Consider the following 18,072-nt stretch of genomic DNA (forward strand, 5'->3'; position numbering starts at 1 on the left):
CGGCTGCCGGTTTCCCGGGGACTGGGGCTGGGCGTCGGCGTAGCCGCGCTGCGTCCGTCTCCTCCCTGCCGCTCGACTGCGACCTCACCGCCGCCGGAGCGGGCGGTGTCAGTGCTCGTTCCACACCCGGTGAGGGCCGCGACGGCCAGGACCGTCGCGGCCGCCACCAAGGCACGGGTTCGGCGGGATGTGCGACGGCTGGTCATGGGCGCAGCAGCACCTTGATGGCGCGCCGCTGGTCCATGGCGGTGTAACCGGCTGCCGCGTCGGCGAGCGGGAGCTCGAGGTCGAAGACCTTGCCGGGGTCGATCTGGCGCTTCCAGATGCGGTCGATGAGGTCGGGCAGGAACCGTCGTACGGGGGCGGGACCGCCGTGCAGGTGCACCTGGGAGAAGAACAGCTCGTCGCCGGGGAGCTGGACGTCGTGGGAGACGCCGACGTAGCCGACGTGGCCGCCGGGGCGGGTGGACCGGATGGCCTGCATCATCGACTCTTGGGTGCCGACCGCTTCGATGACCGAGTGGGCGCCGAGTCCGTCGGTGAGCTCCTTGATGCGGGCGACACCGTCGTCACCACGCTCTTCGACGATGTCGGTGGCGCCGAACTCACGTGCCAGGGCCTGGCGGTCGGCGTGGCGGCTCATGGCGATGATGCGCTCGGCACCGAGCTCCCGGGCGGCGAGGATGCCGAGGAGCCCGACGGCCCCGTCGCCAACGACGGCGACGGTCTTGCCGGGTCCGGCCTCGGCGGCGACGGCGGCGAACCAACCGGTGCCCAGGACGTCGGAGGCGGCCAGCAGGCTGGGGACCAGGTCGTCGTCCGGCATGCCGGGGGTGGCGACGAGGGTGCCGTCAGCGTACGGGATGCGGGCGCGGTCGGACTGGGTGCCGATGGTGCCGTGGACGAACTGGGCGTGCACGCACCGCGACGGGTATCCGGCGCGGCAGATGTCGCAGGTGCCGTCGGAGATGACGAAGGAGCCGATGACGAAGTCGCCGGGCTTCACCGTCTCCACGGCCGAGCCGACCTCCTCCACGACACCGACGTACTCGTGTCCCATGGGCAGGCCGTCGGCGGGCTCGGCGCCACGGTAGGGCCACAGGTCGGACCCGCAGATGCAGGTCGCGGTCAGGCGGATGACTGCGTCGGTCGGTTCGACGATGTGGGGCTCGTCGCGCTCGACGACGCGCACGTCGCCGGGGCCGTACATCACTACTCCACGCATGGTGGGTTCCTCTCGGGTTGGGGGTGTTGCTGTTTGAGGGTTCGGTTCAGTGGGTGCGGACTGCTGTGTCGGCAGCGGGGCTCGGGTGCGCCTGGCGGCGGCCGGCGATGCGGTAGGCGACGGCGGAGGCGGCAGTGAGGACCAGGACGATGGCGGCCATCGGGACGGCCGTGTGCTCGCCGCCGAGGCCGGCCAGCGGCGCAATGGTGCCGGCCATGACCCACTGCAGGAAGCCCAGCAGCGCGGACCCGGTGCCGGGGTGGTCCGGGACTGCGGCGGAGGCCAGCGCGCCGGCGTTGGGCCCGACAAGACCTTGGGCGGTCATGAGGACAAAGAACCCGACGAGCGCCGCGACCAGCGGCATCGAGAACCACACCGCGGCGGCCGCGAGGATGATCCCAGCGGCGCCGGTGGCCACGAGGCCGATCTTGATGAACACCCGCGCGGGCACGCGGTCGGCGTACCGGGCAGCAACCAACGCGGCAAGGGTCATCCCGCCGGCGTTGGCAGCGAAGTCGACCGCGTACTGCACCGGCGTCAGCCCGTTCATCGACTGCAACACGTACGCCGAGGTAGCGACGTAGGCGAACGTGATGCCCATCGAGAACGCGAACACCACCAAGTGGCCGCCGAACACGCGCGAGGACAACACCTCCCCGGTCGCACCCAGGAGCCGCCCGAGGCCACCTCCGTGGCGCCGTTCAACCGGCAGCGACTCCGGCATCACCAGCGCCACGGCGAGGACCATCAGGGCAGCGAGTGCGGCGACCAGCCAGAAGGACACCCGCCAGTGCGTCACGGACAACACCAGCGCGCCGAGTAGCGGTCCCACGATCGGGGCGACACCTGCGACGGCGGCTACGACGTTCATCGCCCGCACCATGCGGACGCCGTCGGTGAGGTCGATGACCACGGACCGGGCGATGACCATGGCCCAGCCACCGGCGAAGCCCTGCACCAACCGGGCGGCCATCATCGCGGCCACCGACGGGCTGAACGCGCACGCCACCGACGTGGCGAGCAGGGCCGCGAGCCCGGCCAGCAGGGGCCGCCGGCGCCCCACCCGGTCCGAGAACGGGCCGCCGACCAGCTGGCCGAGCGCCATCCCGACGAAGAACGTCGTCAACGTCAGCTGCACCTGGGTCGCGGACGCGTCGAGGTCGCGGCCCACGAGCGGAAAGGCGGGAACGTACATGTCGGTGGCCAGCGGCGCGATCGCGGTGATGAGCACGACACTGCCCAGCACCGACGCCGGCAGCGCCGAACGACCCGACGGCTCCGGGAACGGCAGCGAGGTCGCGGCGGTTGGGGCGGTCGCGCCGTTTGAGGAGGAAGTGTGGTCGTGCAGGAGTGGCATGACTCCATGAAACCCGCGGCCGCGGACGCGGAGAAGTCACGCTCGTGAGGTGTACCAGCAGGGCATCCCAGAACGGGTTGGGCGCGGGTAGCGTCGACGGCATGGACAACCGTGTGGAGGTGCGCGAGTTCCTAAGCTCTCGCCGCGCCAAGCTGACACCGGACGACGTCGGGCTGCCCGACGTCGGCCAGCGGCGTGTTCCCGGACTACGCCGCGGTGAGGTCGCGGCTCTGGCCGGGGTCAGCATCGAGTATTACTCCAAGCTGGAGCGCGGCGCCCTCGGTGGCGTCAGCACCTCGGTGCTTGATGCCATCGCCCGTGCGCTGCGCCTCGACGACGCCGAACGCAGCCACCTGTTCAACCTCGCCCAAGCAGCCGACGGCACCAGCGACATCCTCCGGCCCCGTCGCCGCACCAAGACGTGGACGCCGCGCCCCAGCCTGACTTGGGTCCTGGACGCCATCACAGGCGGCCCAGCCCTCATCCGCAACGGCCGCATGGACCTGCTCGCCACCAACTCGCTCGGCCGGGCCATGCACGCCTCGCTGTACGAACGCACACCCGGACCGGTCCCGAACTTCGCGCGCTACACCTTCCTCGACGAGGACTCGCACCGCTTCTACCCCGACTGGGACACCGCCGCCGACACCGCGGTGGCCATCTTGCGCACCGAGGCCGGCCGCGACCCCCACGACCGGCTGATGCACGACCTCGTCGGCGAGCTCGCCACCCGCAGCGACGAGTTCCGGCGCCGCTGGTCCAGCCACGATGTCCGCCTCCATGGCTCCGGCACCAAGACCTTCCACCACACCGCCGTCGGCGAGCTCGAACTCGCCTACGAGAGCGTCGACATGGTCTCCGACCCCGGCCTCAGCCTAACCATCTACGCCGCCGAACCCGCCTCCCCCACCGCAGAAGCACTTGCCCTCCTCGGCTCGCTCACCGCCACCCTGGAGAGGACCGAGCCGAAGTCCCGCAACGCCTGAACGCCAGACCCGGACAAACTCGCTGCGCCGGCGACAGAACTTCGTTCGTCCCCCGGGCGTGCGATCGCCCGCTGGCCTTCATGAGCCCGCGCCCCTCCGGCGCCCGGGCCAGCTGCGGACCACTCGCGCCCTCTTGCGCGCATGTGGTGCCCTCTCGGTACCTCCCACGCCAGGAACTCCCTCATCCGCACCGGATGGCCTTCGCTGGATGCGTACCCCACGACGCCTTCGAAAGGACACGCATCCCATGCGCATCTTTACCCGCTCGACCGGTCCCGCACCCGCACCCGAACTTGCGCGCTACGCAGCTCGCGGTGCGGCTCTGCTCTCCGCCCTGACGCTGAGCGTCGCTCTACCCGCCGGGACGGCCCACGCTCACCACGGGTGGGACGACTTCGATACCGACCGCCCGTTCTACATCTCGGGCACCGTCTCTCAGGTCAGGTGGGGCGAGCCGCACTCGTACTTCACACTCACCCTCGACAGCGACCTCCCTGCCGACACCCCCGACCTCGCCCTTCCCGAAGACCTCCAAGCCCCCGAGGACAGCGGCCCCGTGCACGACGCGCCGTCCTACGACGGCAGCAGACGCTCCTCGACGTTGTCATCGCCCCACCCAGCTTCACCGGCCCGTGGGGGCTCGACCGCCCCCTCGTCGACGGAGAACGAGTCGAGGCGGTCGGCTACATCGGCCGTAGCCACACCGACGAGTTCCGACCCGCCGTGTTCTGGTTCGACGACGGCCAGCCGGTCAACCAAGTGCTCGGCAGCGAACTGCCGGCCCAGCCGCTCGACCCGCCCTACTCGGCCAACGACGCCGGACCGTTTGGCGCGTCCGCCGACGAGCCCGGCAGCAGTGCAGACGCCCAGGCTGCCGAGTCGGCAACATCGCCTGGCGCTGTCTGGGCAGGGCTGGCTGCTGCACTTCTCGCCGCCCTCGCCGGAAGCGCCCTGTACCTGCGCACCCGAGCCCGCCGTTCACTAACCGCCTCATGAGCGTCGCGGACATCTACTCTTGGCTCGAGGACAACGTCGTCGCCGAGGCCGTGCGTGGTACGCCGTACCTGTACCCGACCTTGGAGACGATCCACATCATCGGCATCGCCCTTCTCGCCGGCCCCGCCGCGGCCTTCGACCTGCGCCTCCTCGGCTTCGGTCGGCGTCTCTTGTCCGTCACCGTCGCCGCCGACTACCTACTGCCCCTCGCGCGCATCGGGTTCGCCGTCGCAGCCGTCACCGGCATCGCCATGTTCCTCCCGGGCGCCAACCTCATCGCCGACCGCGCCAGCGCACCGTGGAAGCTCGGCCTGCTCATCATCGCGGGACTCAACATCGCGCTCTTCCACCGACGCATGTACCGCAACGTCGCCGGCTGGGACCTTGACCGGCCGCCCCCGGGCACCGCCCGCCTCGCCGCCGTTGTCTCCCTCGCCTCTTGGTCTGGCGTCACACTCGCCGGCCGGCTCCTCGCCTACACCTGACCAGCCTTGGCGCCTCGGGTGACCGTCCGGCTTCGACAAGTCGCGATGTCCCCGACAGGCGGCGGTATGGGCTAGTGCGGGTGTTCCCGCTTCGCGCAGTGGACCCCGTGCCGTGCTGACGCGATGTCACAGGCCATGACCACGGAGACTCAGAGCGCGAGACTGCCCGGTGCGTCGCTCAGGATGTATCGGGGATCTCCCCGGTGAAGACCATCCACCTCCCGGGAGAGTTCTGCGGCGAGCTGCCGTAGTGCCCCTTTGAGGCGCTCACGGTCCACACGCTCGCTCAACTCGAGGAACATGTTGCAGGAACGGGTCATCTGCTGAAGATGAGGCAACGCTGCTGACCGGGGGCGCGACGCAAGGCGGGCCTCGCGAATCAAGTCGCGCGCATGCTTAACCGAACCGACAACTCGATCCACCTCGTCTTGTGTCCAATGCCAGTCGTCGGCAACAAGGAATGCGCGCTTCGCCGCCAGGTCCAGTATGAGGTTGTTGAGAGCGGCCTCCTCTCGTCGGCTAGCGTCTTGGGCCGCTGCCAGCCGCTGCGCAGCGAGCGCAACCGCTGCGCCGAGAAAGGTACTAAAAGCAATCGTGAAGAACTCCATGGCCCAATCGTGCCCTCTCTGCCGACAGGGACGGCGCGGCGTCGCCTGCTGTCGGCACCAACGAATCTCCGGGATACCCGCTCGCGGCGGAAGGACGCACTCCAAGTCACGAAGTCGAAAGGTGGGTGGTTGCTGCGAGCCGGGCCTCTAGCCAGCGTGCTGCCGTCTCAGCGGCACTCATTTCGTCCGCAGTCCACTCGTCGTGGGTCGCTCCGAGAACCTGGCGAAGCGCCGCGACGCCCTTGGTGACTGACATGCGGGTCTTGTCTCCGGTGAGCATCGTGTTGGTCGCCAACCGAGCCACGATGGGGGCAAGCAGCGGATCGCGCAGCGCGGCGATTAGCTCGTGCAGGGCGGTGGCCTTGTTTTCGCGCCGTTGGAGCAGGACGAAGAGTGCTCGCACCGCCCACTCGGTCAGGTGTGGCTCGACCAGTCCTGGAGCAGCTATTCCGCCACGGATTCCCGATCGCCATCGCAGAGAGTCGCCCAGCGCGGCTGCGATGCCGTTCTCTAGAGCCACGTCCATCAGGGACAAACGGTTGGCCATGGACAAACCCAGGGGTGCCGATCTGACGCGAGAGCGCAACCACGCGGTGTGGTCGGCGTGCTGGTTCGCGAGGTCGAGGCGTCGAGCGTCGATCTCGAGGTGGTCGAACGTCTCGTCGGACTGCGGAAAGGTCCGGTCCGCCCACTGACGGAAGTCGTTGGCATGGCGCCTGGTGTCCGGCGACGTGTGGCCGACTCGATCGACGATACGCAGGCATTGAAGTACCGCCGGCGCTCGCTCAATCTCTTCAAGGTCCGCCACGTTCTCCTGAAGCGCCGAACGGATCTCGGTGATCGCCTCGGCGTCCGACAGCGAGCCCAGTTGGAATCGCTGCTCAATCATCTGCCATGGTCGGGGCGCCTCGCGGGGGCGACTTGAAGCGGAGTCGAACATGCGGCTGGACCCTCTCGAGATCTCGTCGACCATCCGATCGACCGGCGCCCCGCCGGGCGCTCTGCTCGGTCATTCAGGAGCACGTGACGTTAGCTGCGACCACCGACATCTAGTCCCGGTACGGTCAACCGATGGCAAGCATCGACGTTGACTTCTGCTTCTACGACGACCCGGATTTCCGGTCCGACGCGGACAGCGACAGCGCGATCCTCCAGCATTGGCATGCTCTGTTGTGGAGCAAGGACCTCCCCGACGGCCGGATGATCGAATGGACCGAAGAGCTCGAGACGACTTGCCTGACCCACGACTCGCCTCTCGGGACTTTTCGCGTGTCGAGCGACACCATCGCGTCTCTGCACGAGCGATACGTGCCCCTTCTCTGGGCCGGCCTAGGTCCCAAAGACCAAGAGACCTACATGCGCGCGTTCTACACGATCGGCGGGTTCAACATCTTCCCCCGACACCCGCAATCCCTGAACCAACAACGTGGGTGGGAACGGGCCATTTCGGACCGATTCGACCTCACCTTGGAGTGCATCCGCCGGCACTACCTGGACCTGGTCCCCAATCCCCTCGCTGCGGTACTGACGGCGGATCGTGAGTTCTTCCGGCTCTTCGGAGTGGGACAAGAGGGATTCGAGGCCTATGTCGAGTTCTTCCACTTCCAGGACTTGGTTGTGGGGAACAACATCAAGTGGTTCGACGAATCCGCTGAAACAGAGTGGTCCTTCTCCAGCGCTGCCCTGCCGGGCAACGACCACGCGTACCGCAGACACTTGGACAACGTCCTGGCGTTCGTCACAGCCAGGAATCAGCGGATCGCTCGCTGGGCGAGCCTGCAGTAGGTGAGCGCATCGAGAGCCATCAGCGACACCCGTCCCGTCTGCGACGCGACGCCACTCGCGCACGAGTCGCAAACCTGATCGCCGAGCTGGCGACGCAACCAACGCGAACCGAGGCTCTTCGGGCTGAGTGCTGAGTGCTGAGTGCTGAGTGCTGAGTGCTGAGATCGGACCCGACAGACGGCGGAAATTCTAGGCGTGTCGAGAATTCGAATCCGGGGCGTCCACTAGGACGGCAAGAAGACGTTCATGGCGCTTCACGCCGATCCCCTGGCCCGCGGGCGTAGAGCAGAGATCCAGACCGAAACCGCCGAACAATGAAGGGGCTGGCCTTATCGCAGCACTCGTCGTTGGCCTAGTCCGATCTGTCGAAACGCGCACGTCGAGGGTTATGGACGCCTACGCTCCAGCGACGCGGACCTCGTAATCAGGGCGCCGGCCGCGATTCATAGGGGGAAGCTATGAGTGGTCGTGTGCTGCGCCGCGCGATGGGTCTCGTCGTCATGATGACTGTGTCCACCTCCGCGTTGTCGGGGTGCAATCTGGGTATGAGCGCGGAGGAGAAGGCGTTCGAGGAGTGCTACGAGCGAGAGCTCGCGTTCTATCAAGACGACCCGTACTTCGAGTACGACCAGCACGAGGACATGTACGCCGCAATGGCCGAGGGTGAGTGCGAGTAGCAGACCAAAATGGCCGGAGCGGCCAGGGAACCGGCGGCTCGCCCACGTCGGCGCACAGGCGAACCAACCCATCGCCGTTAAGGCCACCTACTTGGGCAACTTTCGGGTGGCGCGCCGCCACTCGCCGACCTGGTACCGGGCCACCGTGTACTCCGAGTTGGAATGGCTGCCGCGGTGTCGCGTGAACGCATCGTCTTCCGCCTGCCAACTGGCAACCGAGGCAACGTGACGGACGACGATCAGAGACTCGTCCCAATCCTTTTCAAAGGTATGAGTCCACCACTGCGTTTCGTCGTTGGCTTCGTCGTAGCGCCCCTTGGTCCTGTCCTTGAAGGTCCTGGTAGTTCCGTCGGCCAACTCGATGATGAGCGCTCCAAGGAATCTCATGTGGCAGAGCATGACGGGTTCCTGCTCCCTCTGTCAGGAACGGGGCGTCGGGCGCACACGCCATCGACGTCAGCTCTCGTCTAGACCCCGGCAACGTACGCAGTAAGGAAGTGGACGCCGTGTCTGTCGAGGTTGCCGCGGGCGCGGTCGTAGTGCTCGGTGGTGCGTGGGTCGGAGTGCCTGGCGAGGATCTGGGCGTCGCGTAGCGGGACGCCGGCGTCGAGGGCGTTGGTGATCGCGGCGTGGCGGAGTGAGTGTGGGCTGATGTGGCGTGGAATGGCTGCTGCTTTCGCGATGCGGGCGACCATCCGGTAGGCATCTCGGCGGTCGATGGGGTTGCCGGATACGGGGCGCAGGATGAGCCTGCCTTCGGTGCGGTCTCCGCGGCAGGCCTCGAGGACGCGGAGCACAGGGACGGTGATGGGCATGGTGGCGGGCTTGTCGCCCTTCCCGACGAGGTGGATCACGCGGTGTCCTCGCAGTGTTTCGGCGTAGTCCTCGATCCGGACCGCGGCCGCCTCGGATGCGCGTAGGGCGTTGATGCCGAGGAGGAAGGCCAGGGCGCCGTGGTGGACGGTGAGGGTCTGGGCGACTTGGAGGAAGCGGATGAGCTCGAGGCGGTCCAGGCCTTGGGTGCGGGATTCGTCGCGGTGCACTCTTGGGAGGCGTGCGTAGACGGCTGGGTCGGACGCGATGAGTCCGTCGATGTGGGCGTAGCGGAAGTAGCCGCGGACGGCGTGCATCGAGGTCACGACCGAGGACGCCATCAGCCCGGCTTGTCCGAGGTGTCGGATGTAGAGCTCGATGTGGGCGCGCTGGATCCCAATAAGCGGGTCGAGGGTGTTGGTCTCGCACCAGGCGAACCAGCGCCGCAGTTGAGAGGAGTACAGCGTGTGGGTGTGCCCGGAGTAGCGGGCAAGGTACGACACGGCAGCGAGCTGGGCCGGTGTCATGGCATCGGGCTGGAACGGCAGCAGGGTGTTCATCGGTGTCACCAGGCGGGGTCGGCCAAGCCTCGCCCTGGTCCGCCGAACGAGGACGAGGCACTTGCCCGACGCTAAGACCAGCAGCTGCCGCCGCGGGATCGCTGTCACCTTCAGCAATGCCCGGACCAGGTGCGCGATCAACAGTTACGGTCCCGGCGTGGACGACACGACGACGCCAGCCGCGAAGCGGATGCGCCTGCGCTACGCCGGCAACTGCCGAATCTGCGAGGCCGCGCTACCGGCAAAGACCGAGGCCGTCTACGAGCGCGAGACCAAGACCGTCCGCTGCCTGACCCACGACCACCATGTGCCCGAGCCCGTCGCCGAGGTCGACATCAGTGAGGCCGGGAGTTCCGCACGACGCGAGTTCGAACGCCGAAAGGCCGCGCGCGAGCAACGCATCCGCGACAAGCACCCAAGACTCGGTGGCCTCATCCTTGCCCTCAGCGACGAACCTCAGTCCACCACAGCCTGGAACGCCGGAGCGGTCGGTGAGGAACGCCTTGGCCGCCGGCTGAACTCCCTGCAGTCCGAGACGTGCCGGATCCTCCACGACCGACGCATTCCCGGTAGTCGCGCGAACATCGACCAACTCGCCGTGACACCGACTGGCGTCTACGTCATCGACGCCAAGAGGTACAGCGGCCGACCGCAGCTCCGGGTCGAGGGCGGGCTCCTTCGTCCACGGGTGGAACGGCTGATGGTCGGACGTCGGGACTGCACCAAGCTGGTCGACGGCGTCCTCAAGCAAATCGAGATCGTCCGCACGATCGTCGGTGACCCAATTCCGGTGCACGGCGTCTTGTGCTTCGTTGACGCCGACTGGCCACTGATCGGCGGCTCATTCACCACACGCGACGTCCAGGTCCTCTGGCCCAAACGATTGCAACCGACCCTCGGATCTCCCGGCGCCCTCGACGCCGACGTGATTGACCGAGCCCACCGCGACCTCGCAACGACCCTTCCATCGGCGTAACGCCGAGCGGGCACGCGGCGAAGTGACGCAGTGTCGGTAGGTTCTGCGACGCTTTCTCTCATGCTCGAGAACGTCACTGACATGGCAACCTCGGCGTCGGCCGTCGTCGCAGTCCTTCTCTCGTTGTACGTACTACGTCTCCAGTTGCAAGACAAGCAGGAGCTGAAGCGCGACCGCGATCGAGAACACGCCAGCCGCGTCAGCTGTTGGGCGGACTGGTCGTCCGACGGACTCCCGGTGCTTTCTGGGGCCGTGCTGCGCCGCCCCGTAATCACGGTCACGAACAGGACTGATGAACCAGTTTTCGGTGCGTTCGTTGACTACCGCGACCAAGTCGACGGCCACCCGATCCGCGTGGACGTCGGTACTGTCCCGCCAGGGAGTCTGAAGTTCACCGAGGTCGACCTGAGTTCAGTTGAGCTACCGGCTGACTGGCAGCCCGAGTTCCTCATGCCGGCTCTGTACTTCAGAGATACGCGCAATCGGTGGTGGCACCGCAACACGGTGGGCTACTTGAAGCTCGATCCTGGCGCCGGCAACGACGGCTTCTGGGAGGCGGGAGGCACATTCGCCTCAGGCCGCCATGCTCCTCAAGTCGAGCCGCCAGCAGTCTAGTTCGCGAGGTCACCTCCGAGGGCGGCGCAGAGTCGCGGCGCAAAAACGCGCTCGCCACGGCGGACCCTCACCCCTGACCTGCGCTGCTGCCGTGCTTTGGTTCCGAGACGCTCCCATCACCAGCGCTCGTACGGGCGGGACATTGAAACGATGCCGCGATTGCGCTCCACATCGAGGGCCGAGACTCCCAGCCGGTGAGCGACCCAAGTTCGAAATAAGAGGCGAGATTCTCGAAGGATGTTGTGAAGGTCGAGCGTGTCCCACTCGTCCGGCCGGTCGGGGTGCTTGACCGTGTTGTATGCGTCGGCAAATCGATCCGGCCAAGTGTCCAGGTCTACGCCCACGTCAGCATGGCATTGCTCCGCTACTCGCCGTAGGTGACTCGCGAGATGTCTGCCCGGGGGCTCATCTCGCTCGACGGCAATGCCGTAGCCAAGATGTTCAAGGGCCGCGCCCGCTTCTGAAATCGACGTTTCGAGGGCGACGCCTGGCATGCCCACTGAGTAAATCATCCCGGCGATAGCCCGTCGATGTGTGCGCCTAAGTCGAAGCCAGCGGCCAATGCCTCGCGCACCAACGTCGTCAAACCTAAATAGAAAGCGGTTCCGTTGGTCGTTCTCCGTCGGTTTTGGCATCGCGTAGGTCGACACGCTGGCCCACCTGTCGCCTAAGGCGTTACCGGCCAGCGCGCGTTCAGGGTCGTCCTGGCGATACACGCTCAGGTCCCAGGTACCGTAATCGCGCCACCCCGAGACAACGAGAAGGTCACGTACTCCTTGGTGAACATCGAGATGTTCGTGCCAGGGACGTGCTCGCCCGGCGCTTGTCTTCACTCGCATCTCATCTGCAAGCGTGGTTTGCCCTGGAACAGTCGAAGCCATGAACGAGTAGGCGGGTCGGATCTCTGCGTTGAGCACGCGGGAGATCCTCACGGGCGGCTGGCGCCGGACTGTGAATGTGCTCGACAAGGTCGAGTCATCCTCTTGAACGTACTCGTGTTCGATCGAGCTGATAGGGATCCACTCTTCCAAACCCTCAATACGGGACTGCATCGCGTTGATCCGCTCGTACCGTAGCCCGATGTCGCCGACTTCGACGGCATACGCGAACCGCAGCCGTCCCTCTTGAAGAATGCCGAAGCTATGCGATCTCCCGTGCGGTTCCACCAAACAGATGACCCCGTGCGGATCGTGGAACCACGCTTGCGACGGCATTGAGTAGTCGTGGAGCTCGTACTCGGGATCGTCGCCATACGACATGGATCGTCCACTGAAGCGGCGACCGATTGGGTCTCCATGATCGAAGTTGAGCGTGAGCTCGATGTCTTCGCCGTTGTCGAAGGCCATCGCAGGTCGTCCGGCGTCTCTCGGATCGAAGTAGACGGTTCCTAGGCGGGGCTTTCCTGGAGTAAGAGCAGGTCGTTCCGGCATGCCTGCACCGTGCCACAGGTCACCGACACCGTCCTTGCAGCGAGTCCACACAACTACGACGTGTTAGCTGCCCGAAGGACCCTCGTCGCCTTGCAAGCCGAAATCAGCTCGCGTGTGTATGGATCCGACCTATGCAACCCCCCGCTGCGGTCTCGACCACGCGGTAAAGGCTGCGTTGCGCCAAGCGACGAATGATCGCCATGCCGTGATTCTAAAGCCCGCCTCGGTCGACAGACCGGGGCATCCCGACAAGCGGCGAAAGGACGCAGATGGTTGGCCGCACGGAACCCGGTCTACTCGCGTTGCAATCGACGGAGCTTGAAAGCCACGGCACGTTCCGGCTTCGAGATGTTCGACCAGTAACTGTGCAGGAACGGCCTATACGCGCTGGTTCGCGACACGGCGGTCGCGATGCATCATGGGCCCGTTGCCAAGGGCGGCAGCCCCGTTGCGGGTCGAACTACCCACCGTTCGCCTCTGGAAGGCGATGTATAGGCACGATTAGTCTGCTGGTGACCATGTAAGCGTGACGTTCTCCAGGCTCGGATGCACTGTCCCCTCGACCCTGCCGCTAGGACTGAACGCGACGGTCGGCAGCGCGGGACTTATCACGAGCTCTGGATAAAGAGTGACCTTGGGGACTAGTTCGTCGAAGACGTCGATTTCGATCCAGGCGACCTCTGCGAAGCGCAGGCCAGTGGGGTCGTCTATCTCGCCCAACACCTCGGCGCTTCCGTTGAAGTACGCCACCAGGGTGCGTGACGCGAGCCGTGCTATGAAGGGCGCTGCCGCCATGACCGGGGTTGAGCGCAGAGACGTGGGGTCCACCTGGTCGTTAGACGTCTCAAGCACGAACGACCATCCGGCTAGCGAATCTGGACGACTCCACAGAGCCGCCAGCACTCCGACGGTATTGAACACCTCCTCGTTGCGCGCATCTCGAAGCTGCACTTCGCGTGTCGGCCAACCAGTAAAGGACTTGCACGTATTCCACGCGTCGAAAAAGGTGGCTACTACCAGAGCAGCTGGGAAGTGCTCCTTGACCGAGAAGCGCGGGCCGGGCGAGCGTTCGCCCTTCGGTCCAACAACCTCGAGGGTCGCTTCCTCGTCACAAGCTCCGAAGAAGTCGCGAACTTCCATGGGCACGTCCTCCATGGCGCACTTGACCAAAGGGTCGATGAAGAGTTCGGTTTCGTGGACCATCGCGCCGTTAGGACCGGGTCGGGAGCGCGAGATGATGAAACTGAAACCGGCCTCGTGCACCCAGCCGAAGTGTGTCCCGATGCGTCGCATCACGACGTTGAGCTCGACAGTCTCTTTTCCTGTCACCCGCAGCACGCCGTCCGCTTCCTCGGTGAAGCCGGCAAGTACCGATGGCCGAGGCAACGTATTTAGGTGCGGAAGAATCTCCGGTTTAGGCGAGAGTTGCGCGATGCGGTCTAGAGCATGGGCCTCCGAGCCGAATGCGGCCTCAAGCACTCCCTTTTCAGCATCCTCTGACGAAACCTCGAAGTAGTCGAAGAAGTTGACGGCTGTCACCAAAGTAAGCTGGCGGTTGGCGTCCTTTGTAATGACGATATTCGCCCCGGGGACCGACGCGCTGATCCTCTGGTGGGTGAGTCGTAGATGGACCGCCTCAGTGAAGCCAGGTGCGACTACGGTTCTGAGGCTTGCGAGAAATTCGGTCGAGGGTAGGCAGTCGTCGGCGTTAAGCGTCAACTTCGCTGGCGTCTTCGACTCGATGAACGACGTCAGTTCTTCAGCGAAGGCGTCGTCCACCACGCGATGGAATACATCCCTCTTTCCGTCCTCGCGGAGGTGCACCAAGATGAAGATAAGGGGACTTCGACAGTTCACGAGATTTAGCGCATCGACGCGTGTAAGTTTGACCCTACGCTTGCCTGAGGTCGTCGCTCGAACGCAAGCCCCAATGAAGATGTTGGCGATATCGCTGGCGGGAGCCCTGTGGTCGAGGTCCACTTGGAAGATAAAGTCAATCCCGAAGTCTTCTTCGATTTTCGTTGGGACTAAACCCATGTCGTCGGCAAAGGTGCGGAACGCGTTCTCACCCTTAGTCCCGACCCGCTGAGAGAAGCTACGCCTTTTGCCGCTTGCGTCTGGATGGCTTCCCACGGGCCCTCCCTGTCTTGAGTCGTATCGACGTGTTGGCGACGACCCTACTCAGCGAAACCTCGGACCGGACGGCGTCGCAACCGTCAATCTACGGAGAGATTGTGTCGATGTGCTTCCTGGACTCGCTGCTGTACGTCGCAACCTGTTGTCGGGACGCAGCAACCCCGCTCCCGGCCCTTCCTGCGATCGCGTACGGACTCAGCGAACGAGAGTCGACAGCAGGTCCTGGGCAACCGCGCACGTCCCGTAGCTGCCTCGGGACCACATTGCGCTCACCCACGCATCCGACCGAGTGGCTAGAACTCGGCGGCCGCCCTCGGGAGCCTGGAGGACGTTGAGAGTCTCACTGGGCTCCGCCGGCTCAGAACCCGTCGAAGATGCGGGGCCAGTAGTTCCGCCATACGTACCGATTCTGCGTGTACTCGTCGAAAGTGCCCAAGGCCGCGGTCAGATCCTCGTCAGGCACACCGCACGCCTGTAGGACCCTGATCCGCAGGGCCCATTGCACCGACAAAGCGAGCGTGTGCAGCCTTACAAGTTCGTTGGCGTCGGTGTCCGGGCCGGCCTTGTTGCGCGCTGGCTCAGCTCCTTGGGCCGCATCAAGCTCACCGTGTGGCGAGTTCAGCCCCGGAGAGGCCGCTCCTTCGTCCGCCAAGCCATGAGCGCCCCGGATACGCATCCCGGTGACAGCTTGCTTCCAGCGATTCGTCCTTCCGACGCAGTCAGGGGCGACACGAGCGACATTCTCGGCGAGCTCCGCCACACGCTTGGCCATAGAGGGCTCGTGCATGTAGGTGTCGACAGCATCCAGAAGCTTCTTTTGCAGGCCGTCATCGATCGCGGTCTCCCGAAGAACCTCTAAGGCCTCGACAATGACATGCGCGTCGAACTCGCGATGGTCGGGCCGCAGCCGACGATCGATGCTTTCAACCGATGTGGCCATTACGAGCGCACGGGTGTCGACGGTGGTGAACTCACCAGCGATGGCGGCGGCAACCACGTTCGGCACAGGCGAAAGCTGGTGAACGACAGCCAGCCAGGTCACGACGCGCTCCAATGTGAAGACATCCGCACCCAGCATCATTGGAACCGTTCCCGGCTTAGCGTCGCGAGCTCCGCCGTCGACGTACCGGCCAAACACCTCGAACCACTGGTCCTCCATCTGCACCTCGACAGAAAGGACCTTTGCCTCTTGCCCGCTCAGCAAAGTCATCAGCGTCTTCATCGGCAGCACAAAGAAGAGGAAAGTTTCTTCCAGCGTCCAACCGCCTAGATCCGTGAGACCAATGCGATTCCAACGCCGAATCTGACCTCCGTGCACATCGATTGCGTCCATGTTCGCGACGGTGTCGACCACCAGAGAGCCGCTCTCTCCGAATAGGCCGAACGGCGTGACGACCTGCGGCTGAGCAGAGAAGACCACGGCACTCCCGAGCGACTCGCCCTTCGTGATGGTCTGCTCGAGGCCCGGCGTCCTCGCCCACTCCTCTAGCCCAGAGAGCCTCACACGCACGCCCTGGTAGCGGTCTCCGGCGACCACGTGAGCCCCCACGACCGCCCACACTCCCCGCACCAAGTGCCGCGGCACGGATTCTTTTGTGAAGAGACTCAAGCCGTTGCGCCGGCGGCTCTTGGTGACGCAGTCGAGAAACGAGACATACCAAGGAGCGATCGGGATTGATCCGTGGACGTCGAACGACTTCGACTCAGGCTGTTGGACACTGACGCCACTGCTGACCTCGATCATGCCAGTCGTGAACTCTCCGGCGACATCGACTTCGACTTGGCCGTCCTCGATCCGGCATGCGCCGCCGGACTTGACGTTGTCGTCGGGCTCGACACTGTCCTTGGCCAGCCAGAACTTGCCGACGCTCGATGACTCAGACGCCGGAAAACGAGACACCACGCCCGCCATCATTCCCCATCAACTGCACCGATGACTGGCGACAAGAACGACGTGGCGTTCACCCGGGGCGGAACCCTCTCGCGGCTGGCAGCACCCGCGGCGGTATGTCGCACCTACGCTTGGTTCCGCCTGACCGCATACATGACCTTCTCCCAATCTGGTGGGGTAGCGACGAGTGAGCACAGCAGAATCCGCCAAGCATCCGGCGATCCAGCCAGTGCTCTGGTACAGGATTGAGCCATGGGCTTCCGACAGTTCGGCACCAGCGAGTACGCGGACCTGCGTACGCAGCACAACGTCATGGCACTGGTAGGCAACGGGTTCGACATTCAGGTCACGCGCAAGTACAGGACGCGATTCTCGCCTCGGTACACCGCGTTCTATCACTACCTTCACGCACGCGACTTCGACTCGACGAACGTGATTGTTCAGCAGATGGCGTGGCTCAAGGACTTGGGCAGGAACGACTGGAGTGACCTCGAAGGGGCCATCGCATCCCTTCTAAGGCCCCCTTCAACTGTCGGAACCGACCTGATTTACGAGGCGACAGTCGCGATCCAAGAAGCCTTCTCGGAGTATCTGGAACTTGTCGCGCCTCCAAGCCTCCTCGCTGCGTTGGGGAAGGAGTCCTCTACCGGTTCGTTGGCGATCCGCTCGATGTCGGACTTCGTCGGTGACGTGACAAGGAGCCCAAACTTCGAGAAGTTTCACTTCCCGGCGGAGACGAGTCACTACGACTTGTTCAACTTCATGCTGGTGAACCTGAACTACACGCCGCTCTTGGATGACTACATGTATCGGGATCCTGTGCAGTGGCAACCGCGCCAGTTCACGCGAGCGGATCGGAACTTCCAGTTTCACCCGAACCCCACCAGCGATCCGAGAGGGCATGGCAACGCGGATACCGGATGGTCGAGCTACCTGCGAACGGAGGTTGTCCATCCGCATGGCCAGCAGGCGATCCCTCGCTCTCTGCTGTTTGGGATCGATGCGCCAGACGGGTTCGACCCCGGGACGCATCCGCACAGAAAGCTGATGAAGCCTTACTGGGCCATGACTGACATCGAGTATGGCCACCTCTTTGCAGGCGTGGAACTCTTCATCATCTTCGGATGTTCTCTCGGCGTCACTGACGGATGGTGGTGGCGCCGGACCCTGGACCAACTCCGCAGCCAACCTGACGCGGAAGGACCCACGAGCGAGCTCATCATCTACTGGTGGAGTCCTGCTGAAGCTTCCGTTGCAAGCGCAGACGTCATTAGCAAGTTCTTGGTAGGGGCTGGTGTCGAGCCAAATGACCCCATTCGGTGTCGGGTTGAGGACCGGATTCAAGTCGTTGTCTACACCGACCTCGACCCTCCGGTGTGGCTCGCCACCTAGCGGCTTGAGCCTCTACACCAACGAGGGAACTGGTTAGGCACTACCATCGCTGGTCCGGCAGCGAAATCTCAAGTGCAGCGCTGGCTGGCCATGTCTCGTCGCCGCGCCGGACACTTCGGCAGCGTTCGCGGCGTAAAGAC

The 18,072-nt window shown here is 64.9% G+C and carries 17 protein-coding genes and 1 pseudogene; 9 read left to right on the top strand and 9 right to left on the bottom strand.

Annotation, left to right across the window (positions count from 1 at the left end; all coding sequences use genetic code 11):
- Nucleotides 1-202: 202 nt before the first annotated feature.
- Complete coding sequence (locus EUA93_RS04640) at nucleotides 203-1,225, bottom strand: zinc-dependent alcohol dehydrogenase family protein (protein WP_129399063.1); 1,023 nt, start codon at nucleotides 1,223-1,225, stop codon at nucleotides 203-205.
- 46 nt (nucleotides 1,226-1,271) lie between these two features.
- Nucleotides 1,272-2,582, bottom strand: coding sequence for a multidrug effflux MFS transporter (locus tag EUA93_RS04645; protein WP_129399064.1), 1,311 nt, complete (start codon nucleotides 2,580-2,582; stop codon nucleotides 1,272-1,274).
- Nucleotides 2,583-2,683: 101 nt separating this feature from the next.
- On the opposite strand from EUA93_RS04645, the gene EUA93_RS04650 reads away from it, so the two are divergent.
- From EUA93_RS04650 to EUA93_RS04660, 4 genes and pseudogenes are all read left to right on the top strand, one after another.
- Nucleotides 2,684-3,568, top strand: coding sequence for a helix-turn-helix transcriptional regulator (locus EUA93_RS04650; protein WP_129399065.1), 885 nt, complete (start codon nucleotides 2,684-2,686; stop codon nucleotides 3,566-3,568).
- A 247-nt stretch (nucleotides 3,569-3,815) separates the two neighbouring features.
- A pseudogene (locus EUA93_RS22285) lies at nucleotides 3,816-4,037 on the top strand (DUF6152 family protein); the annotation flags it as partial.
- Between the two features lie 254 nt (nucleotides 4,038-4,291).
- The gene (locus EUA93_RS04655; RefSeq protein ID WP_129399066.1) at nucleotides 4,292-4,564 is read left to right on the top strand and encodes a hypothetical protein; all 273 of its coding nucleotides are present in this window, start codon (nucleotides 4,292-4,294) and stop codon (nucleotides 4,562-4,564) included.
- Nucleotides 4,561-5,049: a hypothetical protein gene (locus EUA93_RS04660; RefSeq protein WP_129399067.1), complete on the top strand. Its 489-nt coding sequence runs from the start codon at nucleotides 4,561-4,563 to the stop codon at nucleotides 5,047-5,049. Before EUA93_RS04655 ends, EUA93_RS04660 begins: the two co-directional genes overlap by 4 nt.
- 149 nt (nucleotides 5,050-5,198) lie before the next feature.
- On the opposite strand, the gene EUA93_RS04665 is transcribed toward EUA93_RS04660, so the two are convergent.
- Both EUA93_RS04665 and EUA93_RS04670 read right to left on the bottom strand, forming a co-directional pair.
- Entirely contained in the window at nucleotides 5,199-5,657 is a 459-nt protein-coding gene (locus EUA93_RS04665) for a hypothetical protein (RefSeq protein WP_129399068.1), read from the bottom strand.
- 106 nt (nucleotides 5,658-5,763) lie between these two features.
- Nucleotides 5,764-6,546 carry a hypothetical protein gene (locus tag EUA93_RS04670; RefSeq protein ID WP_129399069.1) on the bottom strand — a complete coding sequence of 261 codons (783 nt, stop codon included), beginning with the start codon at nucleotides 6,544-6,546 and terminating at the stop codon, nucleotides 5,764-5,766.
- 182 nt (nucleotides 6,547-6,728) lie between these two features.
- Between EUA93_RS04670 and EUA93_RS04675 the strand changes: the two genes are divergently transcribed.
- Both EUA93_RS04675 and EUA93_RS04680 read left to right on the top strand, forming a co-directional pair.
- Entirely contained in the window at nucleotides 6,729-7,442 is a 714-nt protein-coding gene (locus EUA93_RS04675) for a DUF6994 family protein (protein WP_129399070.1), read from the top strand.
- 458 nt (nucleotides 7,443-7,900) lie between these two features.
- Entirely contained in the window at nucleotides 7,901-8,119 is a 219-nt protein-coding gene (locus tag EUA93_RS04680) for a hypothetical protein (RefSeq protein WP_129399071.1), read from the top strand.
- A gap of 87 nt (nucleotides 8,120-8,206) precedes the next feature.
- On the opposite strand, the gene EUA93_RS04685 is transcribed toward EUA93_RS04680, so the two are convergent.
- Together EUA93_RS04685 and EUA93_RS04690 are read right to left on the bottom strand one after the other, a co-directional pair.
- Nucleotides 8,207-8,506 carry a hypothetical protein gene (locus EUA93_RS04685; RefSeq protein WP_129399072.1) on the bottom strand — a complete coding sequence of 100 codons (300 nt, stop codon included), beginning with the start codon at nucleotides 8,504-8,506 and terminating at the stop codon, nucleotides 8,207-8,209.
- A gap of 80 nt (nucleotides 8,507-8,586) precedes the next feature.
- Nucleotides 8,587-9,492 carry a tyrosine-type recombinase/integrase gene (locus tag EUA93_RS04690; protein ID WP_129399073.1) on the bottom strand — a complete coding sequence of 302 codons (906 nt, stop codon included), beginning with the start codon at nucleotides 9,490-9,492 and terminating at the stop codon, nucleotides 8,587-8,589.
- A gap of 157 nt (nucleotides 9,493-9,649) precedes the next feature.
- Between EUA93_RS04690 and EUA93_RS04695 the strand changes: the two genes are divergently transcribed.
- Both EUA93_RS04695 and EUA93_RS04700 read left to right on the top strand, forming a co-directional pair.
- Nucleotides 9,650-10,468 carry a nuclease-related domain-containing protein gene (locus tag EUA93_RS04695; protein ID WP_242497240.1) on the top strand — a complete coding sequence of 273 codons (819 nt, stop codon included), beginning with the start codon at nucleotides 9,650-9,652 and terminating at the stop codon, nucleotides 10,466-10,468.
- A gap of 60 nt (nucleotides 10,469-10,528) precedes the next feature.
- Complete coding sequence (locus tag EUA93_RS04700) at nucleotides 10,529-11,083, top strand: hypothetical protein (protein WP_129399074.1); 555 nt, start codon at nucleotides 10,529-10,531, stop codon at nucleotides 11,081-11,083.
- 116 nt (nucleotides 11,084-11,199) lie between these two features.
- On the opposite strand, the gene EUA93_RS04705 is transcribed toward EUA93_RS04700, so the two are convergent.
- From EUA93_RS04705 to EUA93_RS04715, 3 genes are all read right to left on the bottom strand, one after another.
- On the bottom strand, nucleotides 11,200-12,429 hold the full coding sequence (locus EUA93_RS04705) for an ApeA N-terminal domain 1-containing protein (RefSeq protein WP_129399075.1): 1,230 nt from the start codon (nucleotides 12,427-12,429) through the stop codon (nucleotides 11,200-11,202).
- A 585-nt stretch (nucleotides 12,430-13,014) separates the two neighbouring features.
- On the bottom strand, nucleotides 13,015-14,646 hold the full coding sequence (locus tag EUA93_RS04710) for a hypothetical protein (RefSeq protein ID WP_129399076.1): 1,632 nt from the start codon (nucleotides 14,644-14,646) through the stop codon (nucleotides 13,015-13,017).
- A 361-nt stretch (nucleotides 14,647-15,007) separates the two neighbouring features.
- Nucleotides 15,008-16,552 carry a hypothetical protein gene (locus EUA93_RS04715; RefSeq protein WP_129399077.1) on the bottom strand — a complete coding sequence of 515 codons (1,545 nt, stop codon included), beginning with the start codon at nucleotides 16,550-16,552 and terminating at the stop codon, nucleotides 15,008-15,010.
- 240 nt (nucleotides 16,553-16,792) lie between these two features.
- Between EUA93_RS04715 and EUA93_RS04720 the strand changes: the two genes are divergently transcribed.
- A complete protein-coding gene (locus EUA93_RS04720; RefSeq protein ID WP_129399078.1) occupies nucleotides 16,793-17,932 on the top strand; it encodes an AbiH family protein in 1,140 nt (379 codons plus the stop codon).
- Nucleotides 17,933-18,072 lie beyond the last annotated feature (140 nt).

The sequence above is a fragment of the Nocardioides oleivorans genome (genome assembly GCF_004137255.1).
GTDB lineage: Bacteria > Actinomycetota > Actinomycetes > Propionibacteriales > Nocardioidaceae > Nocardioides > Nocardioides oleivorans.

Bases quoted from the DNA above. Each gene is read 5' to 3' on its own strand.
- EUA93_RS04640 (WP_129399063.1), bottom strand. From the start codon at position 1,225: ATGCGTGGAGTAGTGATGTACGGCCCCGGCGACGTGCGCGTCGTCGAG.
- EUA93_RS04645 (WP_129399064.1), bottom strand. From the start codon at position 2,582: ATGCCACTCCTGCACGACCACACTTCCTCCTCAAACGGCGCGACCGCC.
- EUA93_RS04650 (WP_129399065.1), top strand. From the start codon at position 2,684: ATGGACAACCGTGTGGAGGTGCGCGAGTTCCTAAGCTCTCGCCGCGCC.
- EUA93_RS04660 (WP_129399067.1), top strand. From the start codon at position 4,561: ATGAGCGTCGCGGACATCTACTCTTGGCTCGAGGACAACGTCGTCGCC.
- EUA93_RS04665 (WP_129399068.1), bottom strand. From the start codon at position 5,657: ATGGAGTTCTTCACGATTGCTTTTAGTACCTTTCTCGGCGCAGCGGTT.
- EUA93_RS04670 (WP_129399069.1), bottom strand. From the start codon at position 6,546: ATGATTGAGCAGCGATTCCAACTGGGCTCGCTGTCGGACGCCGAGGCG.
- EUA93_RS04675 (WP_129399070.1), top strand. From the start codon at position 6,729: ATGGCAAGCATCGACGTTGACTTCTGCTTCTACGACGACCCGGATTTC.
- EUA93_RS04680 (WP_129399071.1), top strand. From the start codon at position 7,901: ATGAGTGGTCGTGTGCTGCGCCGCGCGATGGGTCTCGTCGTCATGATG.
- EUA93_RS04685 (WP_129399072.1), bottom strand. From the start codon at position 8,506: ATGAGATTCCTTGGAGCGCTCATCATCGAGTTGGCCGACGGAACTACC.
- EUA93_RS04690 (WP_129399073.1), bottom strand. From the start codon at position 9,492: ATGAACACCCTGCTGCCGTTCCAGCCCGATGCCATGACACCGGCCCAG.
- EUA93_RS04700 (WP_129399074.1), top strand. From the start codon at position 10,529: ATGCTCGAGAACGTCACTGACATGGCAACCTCGGCGTCGGCCGTCGTC.
- EUA93_RS04705 (WP_129399075.1), bottom strand. From the start codon at position 12,429: ATGGCCTTCGACAACGGCGAAGACATCGAGCTCACGCTCAACTTCGAT.
- EUA93_RS04720 (WP_129399078.1), top strand. From the start codon at position 16,793: ATGGGCTTCCGACAGTTCGGCACCAGCGAGTACGCGGACCTGCGTACG.